This window comes from Haloplanus sp. CK5-1, assembly GCF_037201915.1.
GTDB classification, from domain to species: Archaea; Halobacteriota; Halobacteria; order Halobacteriales; family Haloferacaceae; genus Haloplanus; species Haloplanus salilacus.
In genome coordinates this window covers 493,256-511,016 of sequence record NZ_CP147505.1, presented here as the reverse complement: position 1 = coordinate 511,016, position 17,761 = coordinate 493,256, and the positions used below count along the sequence as shown (strand labels likewise).

Annotated in this window: 21 protein-coding genes and 1 tRNA gene; 12 read left to right on the top strand and 10 right to left on the bottom strand. The window is 70.2% G+C overall.

From position 1 onward, the window contains the following. The first annotated feature begins 32 nt into the window (after window positions 1–32). Window positions 33–1,325 carry a dihydroorotase gene (locus NBT81_RS02625; protein WP_338740846.1) on the top strand — a complete coding sequence of 431 codons (1,293 nt, stop codon included), beginning with the start codon at window positions 33–35 and terminating at the stop codon, window positions 1,323–1,325. 14 nt (window positions 1,326–1,339) lie between these two features. Here NBT81_RS02625 and NBT81_RS02620 read toward each other — a convergent pair whose 3' ends face one another. Next, window positions 1,340–1,924: a DUF5806 family protein gene (locus NBT81_RS02620; RefSeq protein WP_425498716.1), complete on the bottom strand. Its 585-nt coding sequence runs from the start codon at window positions 1,922–1,924 to the stop codon at window positions 1,340–1,342. Between the two features lie 75 nt (window positions 1,925–1,999). Here NBT81_RS02620 and NBT81_RS02615 point away from each other — a divergent pair, with 75 nt between their 5' ends. Together NBT81_RS02615 and NBT81_RS02610 are read left to right on the top strand one after the other, a co-directional pair. Continuing rightward, complete coding sequence (locus tag NBT81_RS02615; RefSeq protein ID WP_338740843.1) at window positions 2,000–2,368, top strand: universal stress protein; 369 nt, start codon at window positions 2,000–2,002, stop codon at window positions 2,366–2,368. Next, window positions 2,365–2,901 (top strand): GNAT family N-acetyltransferase, encoded by a 537-nt coding sequence (locus NBT81_RS02610; RefSeq protein WP_338740841.1) that lies wholly within the window; start codon window positions 2,365–2,367, stop codon window positions 2,899–2,901. Before NBT81_RS02615 ends, NBT81_RS02610 begins: the two co-directional genes overlap by 4 nt. Here NBT81_RS02610 and NBT81_RS02605 read toward each other — a convergent pair. Beyond that, window positions 2,880–3,332 carry a universal stress protein gene (locus tag NBT81_RS02605; protein WP_338740839.1) on the bottom strand — a complete coding sequence of 151 codons (453 nt, stop codon included), beginning with the start codon at window positions 3,330–3,332 and terminating at the stop codon, window positions 2,880–2,882. The two genes, NBT81_RS02610 and NBT81_RS02605, sit on opposite strands and share 22 nt — an antisense overlap. Before the next feature lie 87 nt (window positions 3,333–3,419). Here NBT81_RS02605 and NBT81_RS02600 point away from each other — a divergent pair, with 87 nt between their 5' ends. Both NBT81_RS02600 and NBT81_RS02595 read left to right on the top strand, forming a co-directional pair. Next, complete coding sequence (locus NBT81_RS02600; protein WP_338740837.1) at window positions 3,420–3,875, top strand: universal stress protein; 456 nt, start codon at window positions 3,420–3,422, stop codon at window positions 3,873–3,875. A gap of 46 nt (window positions 3,876–3,921) precedes the next feature. Next, complete coding sequence (locus NBT81_RS02595; RefSeq protein WP_338740836.1) at window positions 3,922–5,118, top strand: phosphohydrolase; 1,197 nt, start codon at window positions 3,922–3,924, stop codon at window positions 5,116–5,118. Here the strand turns inward: NBT81_RS02595 and NBT81_RS02590 are convergent, their stop codons facing one another. Beyond that, window positions 5,119–5,538, bottom strand: a complete 420-nt coding sequence (locus tag NBT81_RS02590; protein WP_338740835.1) for a DUF5807 family protein — start codon at window positions 5,536–5,538, stop codon at window positions 5,119–5,121. It lies immediately after the preceding gene. Between the two features lie 225 nt (window positions 5,539–5,763). Here NBT81_RS02590 and NBT81_RS02585 point away from each other — a divergent pair, with 225 nt between their 5' ends. Beyond that, complete coding sequence (locus NBT81_RS02585; RefSeq protein WP_338740834.1) at window positions 5,764–6,651, top strand: hypothetical protein; 888 nt, start codon at window positions 5,764–5,766, stop codon at window positions 6,649–6,651. Window positions 6,652–6,720: 69 nt separating this feature from the next. Further along, window positions 6,721–7,017: a hypothetical protein gene (locus NBT81_RS02580; RefSeq protein ID WP_338740833.1), complete on the top strand. Its 297-nt coding sequence runs from the start codon at window positions 6,721–6,723 to the stop codon at window positions 7,015–7,017. On the opposite strand, the gene NBT81_RS02575 is transcribed toward NBT81_RS02580, so the two are convergent. Together NBT81_RS02575 and NBT81_RS02570 are read right to left on the bottom strand one after the other, a co-directional pair. Beyond that, on the bottom strand, window positions 7,009–7,434 hold the full coding sequence (locus NBT81_RS02575) for a DUF7112 family protein (RefSeq protein WP_338740832.1): 426 nt from the start codon (window positions 7,432–7,434) through the stop codon (window positions 7,009–7,011). The genes NBT81_RS02580 and NBT81_RS02575 overlap by 9 nt on opposite strands. A gap of 2 nt (window positions 7,435–7,436) precedes the next feature. Further along, a complete protein-coding gene (locus NBT81_RS02570) occupies window positions 7,437–7,817 on the bottom strand; it encodes a 30S ribosomal protein S6e (protein WP_338740831.1) in 381 nt (126 codons plus the stop codon). Window positions 7,818–8,012: 195 nt separating this feature from the next. On the opposite strand from NBT81_RS02570, the gene NBT81_RS02565 reads away from it, so the two are divergent. Genes NBT81_RS02565 through NBT81_RS02555 form a run of 3 tightly spaced genes read left to right on the top strand, consistent with a single transcriptional unit; the run spans window position 8,013 to window position 11,957 of the window. Beyond that, window positions 8,013–10,562 carry a heavy metal translocating P-type ATPase gene (locus NBT81_RS02565; RefSeq protein ID WP_338740830.1) on the top strand — a complete coding sequence of 850 codons (2,550 nt, stop codon included), beginning with the start codon at window positions 8,013–8,015 and terminating at the stop codon, window positions 10,560–10,562. Window positions 10,563–10,611: 49 nt separating this feature from the next. Then, the gene (locus tag NBT81_RS02560; RefSeq protein WP_338740829.1) at window positions 10,612–11,688 is read left to right on the top strand and encodes a matrixin; all 1,077 of its coding nucleotides are present in this window, start codon (window positions 10,612–10,614) and stop codon (window positions 11,686–11,688) included. After that, window positions 11,688–11,957 carry a hypothetical protein gene (locus NBT81_RS02555; protein WP_338740828.1) on the top strand — a complete coding sequence of 90 codons (270 nt, stop codon included), beginning with the start codon at window positions 11,688–11,690 and terminating at the stop codon, window positions 11,955–11,957. The genes NBT81_RS02560 and NBT81_RS02555 overlap by 1 nt, the downstream gene beginning before the upstream one ends. Here the strand turns inward: NBT81_RS02555 and NBT81_RS02550 are convergent. Then, window positions 11,954–13,252 carry a cobyrinic acid a,c-diamide synthase gene (locus tag NBT81_RS02550; protein ID WP_338740827.1) on the bottom strand — a complete coding sequence of 433 codons (1,299 nt, stop codon included), beginning with the start codon at window positions 13,250–13,252 and terminating at the stop codon, window positions 11,954–11,956. The genes NBT81_RS02555 and NBT81_RS02550 overlap by 4 nt on opposite strands. A gap of 309 nt (window positions 13,253–13,561) precedes the next feature. Between NBT81_RS02550 and NBT81_RS02545 the strand changes: the two genes are divergently transcribed. After that, window positions 13,562–13,705 carry a hypothetical protein gene (locus NBT81_RS02545; protein WP_338740826.1) on the top strand — a complete coding sequence of 48 codons (144 nt, stop codon included), beginning with the start codon at window positions 13,562–13,564 and terminating at the stop codon, window positions 13,703–13,705. Between the two features lie 55 nt (window positions 13,706–13,760). On the opposite strand, the gene NBT81_RS02540 is transcribed toward NBT81_RS02545, so the two are convergent. Further along, window positions 13,761–14,204, bottom strand: coding sequence for a transporter (locus tag NBT81_RS02540; protein WP_338740825.1), 444 nt, complete (start codon window positions 14,202–14,204; stop codon window positions 13,761–13,763). Between the two features lie 96 nt (window positions 14,205–14,300). On the opposite strand from NBT81_RS02540, the gene NBT81_RS02535 reads away from it, so the two are divergent. Further along, a tRNA-Ser gene (locus NBT81_RS02535) sits at window positions 14,301–14,386 on the top strand. On the opposite strand, the gene NBT81_RS02530 is transcribed toward NBT81_RS02535, so the two are convergent. The 3 genes from NBT81_RS02530 to NBT81_RS02520 are packed head-to-tail and all read right to left on the bottom strand — an operon-like array spanning window position 14,368 to window position 17,759. Further along, window positions 14,368–14,889, bottom strand: a complete 522-nt coding sequence (locus NBT81_RS02530; RefSeq protein WP_338740824.1) for an OsmC family protein — start codon at window positions 14,887–14,889, stop codon at window positions 14,368–14,370. The two genes, NBT81_RS02535 and NBT81_RS02530, sit on opposite strands and share 19 nt — an antisense overlap. A 44-nt stretch (window positions 14,890–14,933) precedes the next feature. Next, window positions 14,934–16,676 (bottom strand): Rieske (2Fe-2S) protein, encoded by a 1,743-nt coding sequence (locus NBT81_RS02525; protein ID WP_338740823.1) that lies wholly within the window; start codon window positions 16,674–16,676, stop codon window positions 14,934–14,936. A 48-nt stretch (window positions 16,677–16,724) separates the two neighbouring features. Continuing rightward, window positions 16,725–17,759 (bottom strand): zinc-dependent alcohol dehydrogenase family protein, encoded by a 1,035-nt coding sequence (locus tag NBT81_RS02520; RefSeq protein WP_338740822.1) that lies wholly within the window; start codon window positions 17,757–17,759, stop codon window positions 16,725–16,727. Between the last annotated feature and the right edge of the window lie 2 nt (window positions 17,760–17,761).

Below are 17,761 nucleotides of genomic sequence, written 5' to 3'. Positions count from 1 at the left end.
AGACTTACGACGGCAGGGTCACAGGTGGGGGTATGCTCGTCAGGAACGCGACGCTCGCGGATGGCCGCGTCCGGGACGTTCGCGTCGACGGAGGACGCATCGACACCGTCGGGATCGACCTCGACGGCGACGGTCGGACGATCGACGCCGACGAATGCCTCCTGCTACCGGGGGCGGTCGACGTCCACGTCCACTTCAGGGAACCCGGCGCGCCACACAAGGAGACGTGGCGGACGGGGTCTCGGAGCGCCGCCGCTGGCGGCGTCACGACGGTCGTCGACCAACCGAACACCGACCCCCCGACGACGACCGGGACGGCCTACGACCAGAAGGAACTCCTCGCGCGGGAGTCGCTCGTCGACTTCGGCATCAACGGCGGCGTGACCGCCGACTGGGACCCCGAGACGCTGTTCGACCGCCCGATCGTCGCGCTCGGCGAGGTGTTTCTGGCCGACTCCACCGGCGACATGGGGATCGACGGCGACCTGTTCGCCGACGCCGTCGCCCGCGCCGCCGACGCCGGTGTCCCCGTGACCGTCCACGCCGAGGACGCCACCCGCTTCGAATCGGGCGTCCACGGCACCGGATCGGGGACGGGTCGGAACGCCGACGCCGACCCGTGGAGCGCCTACCGCACCGCCGAGGCCGAAATCGTGGCCGTCGAACGCGCCGTCGAGATCGGCGTCGACGCCGGCGCGCGACTCCACGTCGCCCACACCAGCACGCCCGAGGCGGTCGACATCGTCGCCGACGCCCCCGACCGCGTGACCTGCGAGGTGACACCCCACCACTGCCTGCTCTCGCGGGCCGACCTCAACGAACTGGGGACGTTCGGGCGCATGAACCCGCCTCTGCGGAGCGAGGAGCGTCGGGCCGCCCTCTACGACCGGATCGTCGACGGCCGCGTCGACGCCGTCGCGACCGACCACGCGCCCCACACGCGGGCGGAGAAGGAGACGACGCTCTGGGAGGCTCCGAGCGGTGTCCCCGGCGTCGAGACGATGGTTCCGCTCCTCTTGGCCGAGACGCTCGACGGCCCGCTGACCGTCGAGCGGGTCCGCGACCTGACGGCGACGACACCCGCCGAGACGTTCGGGTTGGTGGACAAGGGACGGATCGAGGCCGGGCGGGACGCCGACCTCGCGCTGTACGACCTGGACCGGCCGCGACCGGTTCGGGGGGAGCGTCTCCACTCCAACTGCGGGTGGACGTCGTTCGAGGGCCGATCGGCCGTCTTCCCCGAGTGGACGACGGTTCGGGGCGACCGCGTCTACGACGGGGCGATGGACACCTTTCGCGCGGCCGAGGGCGAGAACGTGCGCTGAGTGCGGAGTGGTCGTCAGTCGAGGTCGCTCCGGACCTCCTGGCTCGACTCCCGCACCTCGCGCATGACCTCGGAGATGCGGTCTTCAGCGTCGAGTTCCTCGGCCGCCGCGAGGTCGACACCCTCGACCTCGAGGAGGAACTTCGCCACCTCCGTCACCTCGTACATCATCTCGTCGAGTTCCTCGGCGGTGAAGAAGCCGGACATCGCGCCGTAGAGGAAGGTCGCGCCGGCTTTCTGGACCTTCTCCTCGAAAGCGGCACGGGCCTGATTGACCGCCTGTGGCGAGTAGGTGTCGGTCATGAAGGGGACGAGTTGGGGGAGGTTCTCGCCAATCTTCGTCATCTCGACGCCGGTCTCGGTGCGGAAGTCGACACAGAGGCGGGCGATGGCCCACTCGCGGGCCGTGACGTACGTCCGATCGCGGAGGAAGTCGTTGACGCGGTCGTACTGTGCGCCGTCGATCTTCTTGAAACGCTCGTACTTGCGCACGTCGTCCGGGACCGACGATCCGGTCGCGCCGTCGCCCTCGGGGGTGGCGTCGTCCCCGGCCGCGGGCGCGTCGTCGCTCATGCGCCGCGGTTCCGTGCGCCGATTCAAAAGTGTTCCGTCGCGTTCGAGGGGCGTCCGACGCGACGGCCACCCTTTTTGACTCGGGGCCCCGAGTTGGTGGGCATGAAGATACTGCTGGGCATCGGCGGGAGCGACGACTCGCTCCGCGCACTGGAGCGGGTGGTCGACCGCGTCACCGAGACCGGAGACGACCTGACGGTCGCGATCCTCCGGAACCCGGCAACCGAGGCGACCCCCGATGGGATCGAGGAGCGAGTGCGGGCGACCCTCGACGAACGGGAGGTGACGGCGTCGGTGCGCCATCTCGACGGCGATCCGGGAAGCGAACTGGTCGAACTCGCCGAAACCGAGGGGTTCGATCGGATCGCCATCGGTGGGGGCGAGACCAGTCCCATGGGGAAGATCAAACTCGGGAGTATCGCGGAGTTCGTCCTGTTGAACTCGCACGTTTCGGTGACGCTCGTCCGATGACCGACGACACCACCGGCGAATTCCCGTCGCCACCGCTGACCTTCGACGACCGCGAGGGGCGGACGATAACCGTTCAGTCCTACGACCACGAACGGGAGTGCGAGGCGTTGACGGCGATGTACGAGGCGTTCGATTCCGCCGACCGCGCACAGGGCATTCCGCCCACGACGACCGACCGGATCACCGACTGGTTGGACGCGATCACCGGGTCGGGGACGGTGAACGTCGTCGCGTGGCACGGTGACGACCCCGTCGGACACGCGACGCTCGTTCCCGACGACGAGGACAGAGTCGCCGAGCTCGCCATCTTCGTCCTCCAGGCGTACCAGTCGTCGGGCATCGGGACGCGTCTCGTCGAGGCGTTACTCGGCGCGGGACGGGAGGCGGGCTTCGAACGCGTGTGGCTCACCGTCGAGCGCTGGAACGACCCCGCGATCACCCTCTACGAGAAGATGGGCTTTCGCCCGACCGACACCGAGAGCTTCGAACACGAGATGGAACTCCAGTTGGCTCAGACCGACAGCACCGGCTGACTCGCGTAGAGAAGGACGTACTCGGCGGCTTTGCCGAGCACCTCGTCGGGGTCGCCGGAGACGGGTTCGCGCGGGACGACGAGGAAGTCGGCGTCGACCTCCTCGGCGGTGTCGAGGACGACGCTACCCGGATGACGGGACAGTCGCGCCGTCGAGAAGCCGTGCGTCATCGACGTCGAGAGCGGAACGCCCGCCTCGGCGACGATGTCCGCGACCGCCTCCAGGAACGCCTCGGTGTCGGCCGCGAGCGTCTGGTCGTCGACCGCTCCGGTGCCGATGGCGCGGGCGAGATCCTCGCCGACGACGTAGAGCGCGTGAATCCGGGCGTCGTACTCGGCGGCGACGGCGGTCGCGTACTCGACGGCCGAGAGCGACTCCTCGCTCCCGTCGACGGGAACGAGGACGAGCGACGGGGAGAGCGGATCGGTCATGAAGACGTGTGCGCGGCCCACGCTGAAAAAACGCTCCCACCGCGCCGCGACGCGGGCTTTATCACTCGACCGGGCGAACCCACCCCCATGTTCGACACTATCGTCGTCGCGACCGACGGGTCGAAGAGCGTCCGCCGGGCCGTGAGCGTCGCACTCGACCTCGCTGATCGGTTCGACGCGACGGTCCACGCCCTCTACGTGATCGACGAAGGGGATATCGAGGCCTCGCCCGAACGGGTCCGCGACGAGATGCGAGACGCCTTCGACGACTCCGCCCACGACGCCCTCGAAGAGGTGGCGGCGGCGACGGATCGGTCGGTGACGACGGCGGTCCGCGAGGGTCGACCGGCGACCGAGATCCGCGAGTACGCCGAGTCGGTCGACGCCGACGTAGTGGCGATGGGGACCCGCGGTCGCCACGGCGAGAACCGGTTTCTCATCGGGAGCGTCGCCGAGCGGGTGGTCCGAACCTGTCCCGTACCGGTGTTGACCGTGCGACAGTTGGACAAGGGCGAGGTCGGGAGCGACCAGGCCGCCGCCTGACGGGGTGGATCGCGGGATACTTCGGGTCGGCCCCCGACTTCTCGGTATGGACGACGATCTGATCGACGCCGACGGGCTCTCGCTCTCGCGGAAATCCCGGCTCCCGGGTGCGGGCTTCTTCTACCCGGATTCGCTCGACGAGGAGTACGCGGACCGGCGCGCTCGTGAGGCCATCGAGGGCGCGGAGGTGGTGGTGATCGCGGACGGCGACGCCGACGGCCTTGCCTGCGTGGCGTTGCTCCGCGAGGTGTACGACGCCGCCCTCGACGTCGCACCCTTCGAGGAATCGCTCGCGGCCCGCGTCGATCCGGCGCTGGACGGCGACGGCGAGGTCGGAGACGAAGACGAGGACGAGGACCGGGAGGAGTCCCCGGTCGGCCTCGTCACCGCCAGTCCGCACTCGCTCCCCGAGGCCCTCGACCGCGTCGCGGAGTACGCCGACCCCGGCGTCGACGTCTACGTCTGTGACCTCTGTCCGGACGACGCCACCATCGGCGAGACGGTCGACACGGTGGTCGACCGCGCCGACGTAGTGCGGTGGTTCGACCACCACCAGTGGGACGACGCTGCCGCCGCCGCCGTCCGCGACGCCGGCGTCGACCTCGTCGTCGGCGAGTCCGACGAGGAGTGTACGGCCGACGTGGCACTCCGCTCGCTCGATACGGCGTTTCCGGACCACCTCGAGGCGTTGGCGGCGGTCACCCGGGATCACGACCTCTGGATCAAGGAGGACCCCCGGGGCGACGACCTGGCCGACTACGCTCACTGGGCGAGCGCCGAGGAGTACGTCACCGTGGTCGGGCGGTACGGACCCGACTTGCCCGACCCCGTGGTCGACTACCTCGAGGACCGGCGCGTCGAGAAGAAGCGGTTGATCGAGGCGGCGGTCGACCGCGCCGAGATGCGGTCGGTCGGGCCGTGGACCGTCGGCGTCACTTACGGTCGCTGCTCCCAGAACGAGGTGGCCGAGACGCTCCGCGAGCGCGGTGCCGACGCCGCCGTGATCGTCAAGCCCGCCGGGAGCGCGAGCATCCGGGGGAGCGAGGGGTTCGAGCGGTGCCACGAGGTCGCCGAACAGGTGAACGGCGGGGGCCACCCCCGCGCCGCCGGCTGTAAGCCGGACATCTACGACGACATGCTCGACTACGCCCACCACTGGTCGTCGGAGGGGTACGCGACCCGACAGGTGATCCTCGCGGCGTTCGAGCGGCTCGTGGGACGGGACACGGAAGCCGACGAGTAACTACGCCTCGCCCACGAGCCACCGATCCGAGAACGCGTCGCCGTCCGGACAGGCGGCGTAGGCGTGGATAACGTCGCCCTCGGCGTAGATGCCGCCCACCTCCTCGTTTTGGGCCTCGGCGAACGCGAGGACGAACGCCGCGCCCTGGCCGCAGTCGGGACAGGTGCCGCCCTGCAGCGTGTGGTCGACGTCGCCCTCGGTACCCATCGCCTCCTTGGCGAAGGCCATGGCGTCCATCCCGGTACCGGCGGAGAAGAGGTCCCGCCCGCGGTCCCCGGGCACGACGAGGACGACGCCGCCCTCGACGGCCGTCCCGTGGGACGACAGGGCGTCGTCGTCGAGGTAGTCGTCGGTGAGATAGAGCGCGACGTGGTCCAAGCGGTCGCCCGCGAGGAAGTCGTCGAGGTCGGTGTCGGTCATACCGGTCCGTGGCCGCCGAGGGGTAAAGAACGGTCGTTTCGGGGCGACGGCGGGTCGCGTCCGACCGCCCACGATCCTATAGCACCGGGTCGCCATCCCCGACGGTTCCCACGAGCCGAGCGGCGGGACCGCCACGCTCCTCGGCCGAGTCGCGTCTCACACCGATAAATGATATTGAACAATAATTAAGTAATTGTCAACTAGATGGCCGACCGGTGTTCGTCAATGAACGACATCGACCCGACCGGAGCCGACGGAACCGGCGTTACACCGGCCGAGGGGGCGTCGACGGGGCGGGACCCCTCGTTGGAGGACGTGTTTCTGGGTGATCCCCGGCTCGTGTTCCTCCGTGACCGCGAGTCCGGCGATGCGGTCTGTTACGAGTGGGATCCGCGTTCCGACGACGACACACTCGTGATGAAAAACGAGCGGATGCTCCCCGAGGGCTTCCCGTTCACGACTCGGCTCGTCCTCGACCGGCGCGAGTACCAGATGATCACGACTACGGTCGTCGAAGAGTCCGACCGGATGACGACCTACGCCCTCCGGCACGAATCGAGAGGGGAGACCGGAGAGAACTACCGACTCTCCGTTCGGACGTACCCCGGTCCCCGGGACAAGGACCAGACGTACTTCGGGGTCTTCCACGACCTCAAAGCCGACAAGCAGTACGAAGTGTTCGCCGCCGTCGACGCGAACCCCGTCATCGTGGCCATCGTCGCCATCGCGATCCTCTGTGCGGGTGTGATCGCCATCGACGCCATCAGGGGCGAGTGCGCCGAACGTTGCAAGACGGCCTGTGGCGGCGGGGGGAACGTAGCTTCCTGCGAGGCAAACGTGACCATCCTCGGCAAGTGGAGCAACGGGTTCAGCAATTCGTGTTCCGTCCAGTGCAACGCCACGTGTAAGACCGCTGGTGGCGGTGGCGGCGGCAGTGGTGGTGGCGGTAGCGGCAGTGGTGGTAGTGACGGCGGCAGTAGCGGCGGTAGCGACGGTGGGAGTGGCAGCGACGATGGCGGTAGTGGTGACGAAATCGGCGGTATCAGGCCCGTGGATCCGGTCGTGGAGATCCCCGAAGGGATCGATATCGTCGATCCGACGGAGGACTCCTGACGACGTATCGATCGGCCGTTCTCCGTGGGAAACCGAAACACACCTGTTCCCGGACGATCGACTGTCGGTATGGACGCCGACCGAACCCGACTCACCGGCGCGGTCTACGCCGCGTTCGGCGCGGCGGTGCTGGCCGACAGCGCACTCGATCTGGCGTCGTCGGTCACGCTCCTACCGGCCGCGACCGCCGTCTTGGGGCTCTGGATCGTCGTCGCCGCCGTCGCCTCCCTCGTCGACGCGGACGCGACGGTGTTCGGGGTCGAGGTCGGCGTCGGCGAACAGGCCACGTGGCTGTTGCTCCTCCTGACGCTCGGGACGGCGTTTCTGCTCGTCGGCGTTGCGCTCAGGGTGTGGGCACTACTCTAAGTCCTCGGCGATGGCCGAGAGTGACGAGTCCGGTCGGCTGGTGACCGAGTACACCGTCCGCGTTCCCGGAACGCGGACGCCGTAGAGGTAGCCCGGCGTCACCTCGTCGAAGTCGACGCTCTGGCCCGGGTCGCGGTCCGTGTCGCGGAGCCACGAGACGAGTCGGTTCGCCCCCTCGCCGTCGGTCCGTGCGAGGCGGCGGTTGTCGTAGGCCCCGCGGAGCAGGCGGCCGTCGGCGTCGGTTCGGACGGGCGCGTGGTACTCGGTCCCGTCGAGGACGAGGCGGAGCACGTCGCCCTCCCCGAGGTCGACTGCCTCGGGGAGGCGCAGACAGGGGCGACGAGTGCCGCCGCTCCGGGCGACGCGGGCGCGGTAGGTGGTCACCCCGTCCCCGTCGCTGGCGACGCGGTCGGACACGGCTACTCGTCGTCGGTCAAGTCGTCGAAGTCGGCGTCGCCGTCGACGACCTTCGCGTTGATCTGGGCGACGGCTTCGCTGATCTCGCGACCCCGGACGGTGACGCGCTTTCGCTCGCCGTCGCGGGACGGGTCGTAGCCGACGCCACCTTCGAGGAGGAGTTCCTTGAGCGCCGACCCCGAGACGTCCGTCCGGAGCGGCCGCCCGGCGTCGTCGGACCCGCCGGTCAGTTCGAGGGTCGCACCGTCGAGGCCGACTGCCTCGCCGTCGACCTCGTCCCCGAGTTCGCGCCCGAGAAACCTGTTGGCGTCCTGTCCCTCTACCTCGACCTGCGTGGTCCGACCCGTGTTCGGGTCCGAAACGACGACCTTGAACTCTGCCATGCCCGGATTCAGACGGCGACCGATAAAAAGCACGTCGAAAGCGTGCGTCGCCGGTGTGGGCGTCCCTTCGCCGTCGCCGTCGCGCGATCAACCCCCGTATTAACAACTACGCGCGAAATTTTTGTTAATGATTCGGCCAGTAAAGCCGATTTGCTGGCAGGAGCGTTAATAAGGACGTGGCGATTAGGGCGACCAATGAGCGACGAGGACGACGCCGGCGGGGGGGCGACGGTCCGCGCGTCGGTGCCGGAGATGGACTGTGCCTCGTGTGCGAGCAAGGTCGAGCGGAGCGTCCGGTCGCTGTCGGGGGTCGAGTCGGTCGACCCGCGGCCGACGACCGGGACGCTGGTCGTCGACTACGACTCGGGGGTGACGGCCCCGGATGCCATCCGGGAACGCGTCGAGGCCGCGGGCTACGCCGTCGCCGAGACGACGACGGAGACACTCTCGGTGCCGGAGATGGACTGTTCGTCGTGTGCCGGCAAGGTCGAGTCGGCACTGGCGTCGGTCGCGGGCATCGTCGACCACGACGCCCGCCCCGCGTCGGGCCGGGTCGAGGTCACCTACACCCCCGATCGGACGACCCGGGGAGACGTGGTGGCGGCCGTCGAGAACGCGGGCTACGAGGTGGTCGAGGGGGAGCGCGAGTCGCCCTCGGCGTGGCGAAGTCGCCGGGCGCTGAAGACCGCCGCCGGCGCGGTCGCACTCCTCGCCGGCGTCGGCTTCGAGTATCTCCTCGTGGGATCAAACGCGACGCTGACGACCGTCTTCGGTCGATCGATCACCGTCGCGTGGGCGCTGTACGTCCTCGCGGCCGCGGTGGCGGGACAGGCCATCCTCCGCAACGGGTGGTACTCGCTGCACGCCCGGAGTCTCGACATCGACTTTCTGATGGGCGCGGGCGTGATCGGCGCCGTCGCGGTCGACCTCCCGTTCGAGGCTGCGACGCTCGCCGTCCTGTTCTCGGTGTCGGAACTGCTGGAGCGGTACTCGATGGACCGCGCTCGGTCGTCGATGACGGAGTTGATGGACCTCTCGCCGGATACGGCGACGGTGCGTCGCGGTGGGTCGGGGGCGGACGAGAGCGAGAGCGAGGAGACGACAGTCCCCGTCGACGAGGTGGCCGTCGGCGAACTGGTCGTGGTGCGGCCGGGCGAACGCGTCCCGGTCGACGGCGTCGTCCGCGAGGGGACGAGCGCCGTCGACGAGTCGCCCATCACGGGCGAGAGCGTCCCCGTCGACGTGGCCGCGGGCGACGAGGTGTACGCCGGTAGCATCGTCGAGGAGGGGTACCTGGAGGTGGAGACGACCGCGCCGGCCGACGAGTCGACGCTCGCGACGGTGATCGACCTCGTGGCCGACGCCGAACGCGACAAGTCAGACCGCGAACGGTTCGTCGACCGCTTTGCGTCGTACTACACGCCGGTCGTGGTCGTCCTCGCTATCGTGACCGCGGCCGGCCCACCGCTTCTCGCCGGCGCGCCACTCGACGTCTGGTTCACGCGCGGGTTGACCCTGCTCGTGGTCGCCTGCCCCTGTGCGTTCGTCATCAGCACGCCGGTCAGCGTCGTCTCGGGCATCACCAGTGCCGCCCGCAACGGCGTCCTGATCAAGGGCGGGGACCGCCTGGAGGCGATGGGCGAGGTGGACGCTGTCGCCCTCGACAAGACGGGGACGATCACGACCGGCGAGTTGGGCGTGACCGACGTGGTGGCGCTGAACGGCCGCAGCGACGACGACGTCCTGGCGTGTGCCGCGTCGCTCGAACGGCGGAGCGAACACCCGATCGCGACTGCCATCGTCGACCACGCGACGGATCGGGACGTCGACGACCGCGAGGTCGCCGACTTCCGATCGATCACCGGGAAAGGCGTCCGGGCCGACCTCGACGGGGTTACCCACTACGCGGGCAAGCCGTCGCTGTTCGAACGCCTCGGGTTCGACCTCGAACACACCCACGTCGCGACGGACGGGGGCGTCGCCGTGGGCGACGACTTGGCTCCCGAGACCTGCGACCACGGACCCGGCAGCTACCTCGACCTGGTCAACGACGTGGTGCCGCGCCTGCAGGCCGACGGGAAGTCGGTCGTCCTCGTCGGCACCGAGGACGAACTCGAAGGCGTCATCGCCGTCGCCGACACCGTACGCCCCGAAGCCGAGCGAACCGTCGCCCGCCTGCGCGAGTTGGGGATCGACCGCGTGGTGATGCTGACCGGCGACAACGAACGGACGGCCCACGCCATCGCCGCCCGGGTCGGGATCGACGAGGTGCGTGCGGACCTCCTGCCCGACGAGAAGGTGGCCGCGGTCCGCGAACTGACCGCCGACTCGGAGGCGGCGGCCGACGAGACGACGCGCCTGCCGTGGAACCGGGCCGGCGGGGGCGTGGCGATGGTCGGCGACGGCGTCAACGACGCCCCCGCCCTCGCTGCCGCCACCGTCGGCGTCGCCATGGGCGCGGCTGGCACCGACACCGCCATCGAGACGGCCGACGTGGCGCTGATGGGCGACGACCTCACCCGCCTCCCCTACCTCGTCGCCCTCGCCCGGAAGGCGAACGGGGTCATCCGGTCGAACGTCTGGTCGTCGCTCGCGGTGAAGGCCGTCCTCGCCGCGGGCGCGCCCCTCGGTCTCGTGAGCGTCATCCACGCCGTCGTCATCGGCGACATGGGGATGAGCCTCGCGGTGACCGGCAACGCGATGCGACTGGCGAACGTTCGGCCGGACGGCGACGCCGAGTCCTGATTCCGCACTGCCCGAACGGTTTTCTCCCCGCGTCACCGACGGACGACAAATGACGGCTCGTCGGTCGCCGCTCGCACCCACGCTCGCACTCGCGGTGCTCCTCGTTCTCGCGGGGTGTGCGACGCCGTTCGTACCGACGCCCACCTCGCCCGATTCGACGACGGCAGGGACGAACGCCGACACCACGCCCGCCACCGACGGCGTCGACGACGGTTCGGGTGGGGGAACGAGCAACGTGACGGCGAACCCGTGGGGGAGCGATCCGGTGGTCGTCGCCGTCCGGAACGAGGGGAGTCGCGACCGCACGTTCGCGCCACTGGTGCGTGAGGCCGCCGACTTCTGGGAAGCGAACGACGACCGGTATCTCGGCTTTTCGGTCGACTACGAGGTGCGACCAGACGCAGAGGAACCGGACCTCGTGGTCGCCTTCACCGACGACGTCCCCGACTGTGGCGACGTGAGCGACGCCGTCGGCTGTGCGCCGCTGCTCACCGACCCCCGGCAGGTGGACCGGCCGGAGACGGTGTGGGTACAGACCAGTCTCGGAAACGAGTCGACGACGCTGGTGGCCAAACACGAACTCGGGCACACACTCGGGCGAACCCACGCCGACGCGCCGACGTCCGTGATGCGGGCGAAGTCGGTCATCTACACCGAACCCCAACCGAACGCGACCGAGCGGGCGTTCCCGTGGGACGACACCGACTTCACCGTCCACGTCGACGCGGCGAACGCCTCCGACCCCGACGGCGTGGTCCGACAGACCGACCGGGCGCTGACCTACTACGAGGACGACCCGCCGGGGATGCCCGACAACCTCTCATTCGAGCGGGTCGGGTCGCCCGGACCGGACACCGAGGTGCGAATCCGATTCGGCGCGACGTCTTCCTGTGCGTCGTCGACCGGGTCCTGCGTCGAGTCCTACGGCACGGACCCCGACGGCGACGGCGCCATCGAGACGTACACCCGGATCGACGTTCGACTCGTCGGCATCGACACCGACGCCGTGGGGTGGCACGTCGGCTACTGGCTGGCCCACGCCCTCGGCGCGGAGGCGGACGCGGAGAAACCGCCGCCGTTCCGGGACGCGAGTTACCGCGAACGGCGGGGCGCGTGGTGGGAGTGATGGACGAGACGCGCCTCGACTCCGAACTCGCGGGCCGGTACGACGCCGACGAGGGGGAGCGGCGGGCGGTCGTTCGGGCGGCCCGGGACCTGGCCGACTCCGGGAGGCTCGCCGCCGACCGCGGCGTGAGTCTCACCGCCACCGGTGTCGTCGACGAACTCGGCGACGCGCCCGAGGGATCGCTCGCCGAGCGCTGGAACTGGTGGATCGGCGCGCTGGAACTCGCGTACGGCGGCTACGGCGAGTTTCGGGTCCGCCGGCACCCCTAGAGCCCGTCGAGGAAGGCGTCGAACGCCCCGCTCTCGGGGTGGACGTGACAGTAGGTGCCGAGCGTCCGCTGGACGGTCAGGCCGTCGTGGTCGCCGTCGACGCCATCGCCCCGTTCGACGTCGAACGCGAACCGGGCGTCGGCGTCCACGTCGGCGCTGGAGTAGTGGAACTCGTGGCCCCGGAGCGACGTCCCCGACGCGGCGGTGAGGCTGTCGTCGCGGGCGCGGAGTTCGACGTGATCCAATGCTTGATAGCGGTCGTGCATCCGCACGTCTGCGGGGAGGACGCCCGCCATCGCGTGTGTGTCGCCCTCGGTAGTCGTCAGAGACCGTGCGAGCGCCATCAGGCCGCCACACTCCCCGAACACGGGCAGCCCCTCGGCGGCCCGGTCGGACAGCGTCGACAGCGCGGGACTCGACGCCAGCGCCTCGCCGTGGAGCTCGGGGTAGCCACCGGGGAGGTAGACGCCGTCGCAGTCGGGCAGGTCGTCACCGGCGGTCGGTGCGAACGTCGTCACGGTCGCGCGCTCCCGGAGGCGTTCGAGCGTCGCCGGGTAGACGAAGCGGAAGGCATCGTCGCGGGCGACGGCGACCGTCGCATCCGTCGCGGGGTCGGGGGCGACCGACTCCGGCCGCGGTGGTTCGCGCGACACCGCGCGGAGGCGGTCGGCCCGCACCGTCTCCGCCGCGGCGTCGAGGGCGTCGTCGTCGAGCGGTGACTCGTCGCCCATGTGGAGACCGAGATGTCGGTCCGGAATCTCCAAGTCGTCCCGTGGCGGGAGGCGGCCGAAGTACTCTAGGCCGGCGGGGAGGGCGTCGCGGATACCCTCGGCGTGGCGGCCGCCGTGGGCTCGCTGGGCGAGGATGCCCACCACATCGATGTCGCGGCCCGCCTCGGCGGCGTAGCGCTCGAATCCCAGGACCGTGGCGGCGACGCTCTCCATCCCCGCCTTCGCGTCGACGACGAGGACGACGGGGAGGTCGAGCGCCTCGGCGACGGCGGCGGTGCTGGAGCCGTCGCCGTCGTACAGCCCCATCACCCCCTCGACGACGCAGACGTCGGCGTCGCCGCGGTGGTAGTTGCGGCGAACGCCGTCGACGCCCTCTAGCCACACGTCGAGCGTCCGGGAGGAGCGGCCGGCGACGGCGGCGTGGTGGCTGGGATCGATGAAGTCCGGGCCGGCCTTGGCCGGCTGGACGGTCAGCCCCTCGGCCTCCAGCGCTCGGATCGTCGCGAGCGCCGCGACGGTCTTGCCGACGCCGGAGCGTGTGCCACCGATGACGACACCGTTCACGTCACCTCACTCCCCGCCGACCGCGTCCGCTGTGTCCACATACGACCGGCTCCGCGGCGGACGCATCTACCTCTTGCGGTGGGGGTGTCCAAAGATCTGGCCGCCCGTGGCCCAGCCGACCCGTGGACCGGAACCGGTGTGTGCCCGGCCCGTTCCGGCGTCGTCGGGGATCGAACCGGGCTCCGTCCGGACCGCATTCCCGGTGGGTGTGAGTGCGATACGGCGGAGTGTCACGGGCGGTCGGGCGAGTCGGGCCGGCAAGACGTTTTTCACTCGCGACGCCGTCACGTCCGGCCGGGGTGACGGTAGATGACCCTCGTACCACACGTGCCAGCGGACGAACCGACGCGTGACCGGACGCTTCCCGATTTCGACGAGATCGTCGAACGTATCGTCTACGGTGACCCGTCGTCGGCGCGTGGCCGAGGCGACCGGCACACCCCGACGGCGTAACCACCGACTGTTCCGTCGGCCGCCAAACTCCGGCGGCCGACACCGTCTCGACCGGTCAGAGCAGGATACCGCCGATGACGAGTAGGCCGACGGCCGCGACCGTCGCGGCGGCGAAGAAAGGCTTTGCCGCGCGTGCGGGGGCGCGAACCTTCCGTTCGTCGACGCCGTCGAGGAGGCGGCCCGATCCCACCTCGACGAGACCGGTCATGGCGAACCACAGCACCACCATCGCGACGACGAGGTAGCCACGCGTCGATCCCAGGAGCGTCTCGGCGGTGTAGCGCGTCCCCGCGAGGTGACCGCCGGTGAAAAGGAGGACGACAGAGGCGATCCGCGACCCCCACCGGAAACGGCCGATCAGCCCCCCGAGCACCGTCGCGCCGAGGTCACCGTCGCGGGCGGCCGGCAACAGCCCCCCGGCCACGAACAGGACGCTCCCGGCCCACAGACCGGCAACCAGTAGGTGTATCGCGTTCACCGCCGTGTCGACGATAGCCATGGTCGTCGCTCGGGCTACGGCGACTTCAATCCGCGGGATCGGGGGACGGCATCGAACCGAAACCGATTAAACGCCCGCGCGCTCACGTTCGAACGAGCCGAGGTAGCCTAGCCCGGCCAAGGCGGTTGCTTCGAGAGCAACTGTCCGTTCAGGACACATGAGTTCAAATCTCATCCTCGGCGCTTCTCTCGAACGTCCACTCGGTAGTTACGTCCGGCGCGTCGACGAGCGTCCGGTACACCACGCAGTACCGCTCGGTCGCGTCCTGGATCGACGCCGCCGTCTCCGGGTCGAGGTCGCCCGATAGCGTCGCGTCGAGGCGGACGTCTTGGAAGCCGACGGGCACGTCCGCGACGCCCATCGTCCCCCGGAGGTCCAAGTCGCCCTCGACCCGGACGGACACGTCGGCGTCGACGCCGAAGTTCTCGATCACCGCTTGCGCGGTCAGTTGTGCGCAGGCGGCGAGAGCGCCGAGCAGGAGGTCGCCCGAACAGGCCGCGGTGCCGGATCCGCCCGCGCCCTCGTGGAGTTGTGCCTCGTAGACGGCCTCGCCCACCTCGACGCTACAGGCCGTCGCGTCGGCGGCCTCGTCGCCGGTGGCCGTGAGCGTCACCCGCGCCGCGTCGGGATCCGACTCGTAGGTCTCTTTCAGCGGTGCCTGTCGCTCGCGGAGGTCTTCTGTCATGTGGTACCGTGAAACGAGGGGCGAAAAAAGCGTTCCGGGCGGCGTCAGGTCTCGTGGAGTGGTTCACCCCGGGCGAGGCGCTGAGCGATCCGGAACGTCTGTTCACCCTCCCGACGGGTCGGCGTGTGGGCGGCGAGGTAGCGTGCCGTCGCGACGAGGTGGACGCGTCCCCGGCGCTCCCGGCCGTCGGCGACCGCGGCGTCGTACCGGGACACGGCCGCCTCGACGTTCTGTCGCGGGTGGAAGCCGGCGTCCTCGCGCAACAGCGCCTCGCCGAGCGCGCGCTTCAGGCGGGCGGCGTCGCCACCAGCGGCGAGGTACTCGGCCGCGTGTCGGCCGGCGCGGGAGACGGTGTCGTCGGCCTCGATTTCGAACGTCTCTAGGAGGTCGTCGAGGGCGGCGTCCGGGTCGGCGTCGCCGTCGGGGTCGGGGAGGGGCACGGGTGGCGTGTTGAGGAACCGATCGAGGTAGACGCTCATCGCCCCGTCGAAGACGGCGCGGTACAGTTCGGGGGCGTCGGTGCGCGCCGCGAGGCCACAGACCGCGTTGGCGTAGGTGTAGGTGTGGTGGACCGTGTTCCAGTCGCGGAACTCGTTTGCCGTGCCGAACTGCGCGATCCGCCGGGCGGCGGCATCGGCGACCGCCCGGGCGAGAGCGGGGGCGGTCGCCCCCGCCTCGATAGCGTCGGTCAGCGCGTCCATCACGGCGTGGGGGTCGTCGTCCAGCAGGCGGTCGACGAAGCCGTCCGGTTCGGTCCACGTCTCCCCCTCGCCGCTCGCGACGAGGTCGGGAAGGGTGTCGCTCGCCTCGAAGACGAGGCCGGCCACGTCGACGGGCTGGCGCCACGACGACCGCTCCTCCGCACGGTCGGCGGAAGCGAGGGCGGACACGAGAGTGGGGAGGACGGCGTCGGCGTGGTCCCAGCCGATCCGGTCCAGCAGTTCGAACGCCTTGTTCGCGAAGTCGAGGCGGTGACCGGAGTCGAGATAGCGGTGGTCGGTCGCCGCAGCGACGAGGGCGCCGGCCAGCGCCGACTCGTCGGCGTCGCTCGCGATGGCCGCCCGGAGCACCCGTTCGGCGCCGTCGGCGTCCCGGAGGTCGATCGTCTCGCGGAACCAGTCGGCGAGGCGGTCGGGGGCGACGCCGTCGGTCGACAGCGGGTCCTGTACGAAGAAGGGGGGTTCGCCGGCGCAGTCGTCGGCCACCGCCCCGAGACCGACGTAGAGGGCGCGGCGGCGGTCCTCGGGGCGGAGCGCGTCGTACAGGTTGGCCATCGCCGCCATCGTCGTCAGCCCGCTCCCCCAGCCGTCCTCGCGGTACCCCGTCCCGAAGGCCGTCCCCACCTCCAAGGGCACCGTCGGGGCGACACCGGCGTCGTCGAGGCCGATCACGGCTTTGGCGACGACGAGGTCGATCGACTCCCGGAGGCCGTGGTCGAGGCGCTCCTCCCAGTGGGTCGACGGCGACTGCCCGCGGTCGGGATCGGGGTCGACGTACACGTCGCCGTCCCGCACCTCGACGGGGAAAGCGGTGACGTCGTCGGCGAAGGGGTCGAACGTGTCGCCACAGGAGAGTTCGAACCGGGCGTGGTGCCACGGACAGGTGAGGATCCCGTCGTCGACGGAGCCCTCGGTGAGGGGGAATCCCATGTGCGGACAGCGGTTGTCGACGGCGTGGAACGACCCCTCGTGGTAGAACAGGCCGAGGGTCCGGCCGGCGGCGGTGACGACCTGTGGACTCGCCTCGCGGGCCTCGTCGGCCGTGACGACCCGTTCGAATCCGGACATGGGTCGTAATACCACACCAAACGGCATAAGCGTGTCTCGGATCGGGGCTCAGGGCTTCACGAGCACCTTGATCGCCTCGCGGTCGTCCATCAGCCGGTACCCCTCGGGAACGCCGTCGAGGTCGACGGTGTGGGTGAAGACCGGCGAGGGGTCGATGGTGCCACCCAGCACGTCGGCCATCAGGTCCTCGGCGTACGCCCGGACGGGTGCGACGCCGCCGCTGAGCGTGACGTTGTCGCCGAACATGCCGTAGAGGTCGAGTTCGTCGACGCCGTGGGGGACGCCGACGTAGCCGACGGTACCGCCGGGGCGAGCCATCGAGACGGCGGCGTTCATCGACGACGACGCGCCGACGCACTCGACGACGTGGTTCGCACCGCCGTAGGTGAGTTCCTGCACCCGCTCGATGGCTGCGTCGCCGCGGTCGGCGACGGTGTCGGTGGCGCCGAACGACTCGGCGACTGCGAGGCGGTCCTCGTGGTGACCGACGGCGACGATGCGCTCCGCACCGAGTCGTCGGGCGGCGAGGACAGCACACAGGCCGACCGCGCCGTCGCCGACGACGACGCAGGTCGATCCGGCCGAGACGCCGGCGCTGACGGCGGCGTGATGTCCCGTTCCCAGCACGTCGGTTAGGGGGAGGAGCGCCCGGAGGGTGTCCTCGTCGTCGGCGTGGCGCTCGGGCACCCTGACGAGCGTGCCGTCGGCGTGTGTCGAGCGGACGTACTCGCCTTGCCCGCCGCCGTTTTTCCCGCCCCACGAGTCGCCGTTCACACAGGAGGTGTACAGCCCCTTCCGACAGAACTCACAGGAGCCACAGCTGATCCGGAAGGGTGCGAGGACCCGGTCGCCGGGCTGGACCGAGCGGACGTCGTCGCCCACCGCCTCGACGATGCCCATCGGCTCGTGACCGACGGGCGATCCGACCTCACGGTCGCTCTCGCCCCGGTAGAACCAGAGGTCCGAACCACAGATCGCGGTGTGGGTGACTCGGACGATGGCGTCGGTCGGGGCCTCGAGTTCGGGTTTCGGGCGCTCCTCGATCCGGATGTCGCCGGGGGCGTGGTAGGTTGCGGCGCGCATAC

Coding starts and splice junctions, on each gene's coding strand:
- NBT81_RS02520 (WP_338740822.1), bottom strand. CDS start 17,759: ATGCGCGCCGCAACCTACCACGCCCCCGGCGACATCCGGATCGAGGAG.
- NBT81_RS02565 (WP_338740830.1), top strand. CDS start 8,013: ATGAGCGACGAGGACGACGCCGGCGGGGGGGCGACGGTCCGCGCGTCG.
- NBT81_RS02540 (WP_338740825.1), bottom strand. CDS start 14,204: ATGGCTATCGTCGACACGGCGGTGAACGCGATACACCTACTGGTTGCC.
- NBT81_RS02595 (WP_338740836.1), top strand. CDS start 3,922: ATGGACGACGATCTGATCGACGCCGACGGGCTCTCGCTCTCGCGGAAA.
- NBT81_RS02525 (WP_338740823.1), bottom strand. CDS start 16,676: ATGTCCGGATTCGAACGGGTCGTCACGGCCGACGAGGCCCGCGAGGCG.
- NBT81_RS02600 (WP_338740837.1), top strand. CDS start 3,420: ATGTTCGACACTATCGTCGTCGCGACCGACGGGTCGAAGAGCGTCCGC.
- NBT81_RS02610 (WP_338740841.1), top strand. CDS start 2,365: ATGACCGACGACACCACCGGCGAATTCCCGTCGCCACCGCTGACCTTC.
- NBT81_RS02580 (WP_338740833.1), top strand. CDS start 6,721: ATGGACGCCGACCGAACCCGACTCACCGGCGCGGTCTACGCCGCGTTC.
- NBT81_RS02605 (WP_338740839.1), bottom strand. CDS start 3,332: ATGACCGATCCGCTCTCCCCGTCGCTCGTCCTCGTTCCCGTCGACGGG.
- NBT81_RS02615 (WP_338740843.1), top strand. CDS start 2,000: ATGAAGATACTGCTGGGCATCGGCGGGAGCGACGACTCGCTCCGCGCA.
- NBT81_RS02570 (WP_338740831.1), bottom strand. CDS start 7,817: ATGGCAGAGTTCAAGGTCGTCGTTTCGGACCCGAACACGGGTCGGACC.
- NBT81_RS02625 (WP_338740846.1), top strand. CDS start 33: ATGCTCGTCAGGAACGCGACGCTCGCGGATGGCCGCGTCCGGGACGTT.
- NBT81_RS02560 (WP_338740829.1), top strand. CDS start 10,612: ATGACGGCTCGTCGGTCGCCGCTCGCACCCACGCTCGCACTCGCGGTG.
- NBT81_RS02530 (WP_338740824.1), bottom strand. CDS start 14,889: ATGACAGAAGACCTCCGCGAGCGACAGGCACCGCTGAAAGAGACCTAC.
- NBT81_RS02590 (WP_338740835.1), bottom strand. CDS start 5,538: ATGACCGACACCGACCTCGACGACTTCCTCGCGGGCGACCGCTTGGAC.
- NBT81_RS02555 (WP_338740828.1), top strand. CDS start 11,688: ATGGACGAGACGCGCCTCGACTCCGAACTCGCGGGCCGGTACGACGCC.
- NBT81_RS02585 (WP_338740834.1), top strand. CDS start 5,764: ATGAACGACATCGACCCGACCGGAGCCGACGGAACCGGCGTTACACCG.
- NBT81_RS02545 (WP_338740826.1), top strand. CDS start 13,562: ATGACCCTCGTACCACACGTGCCAGCGGACGAACCGACGCGTGACCGG.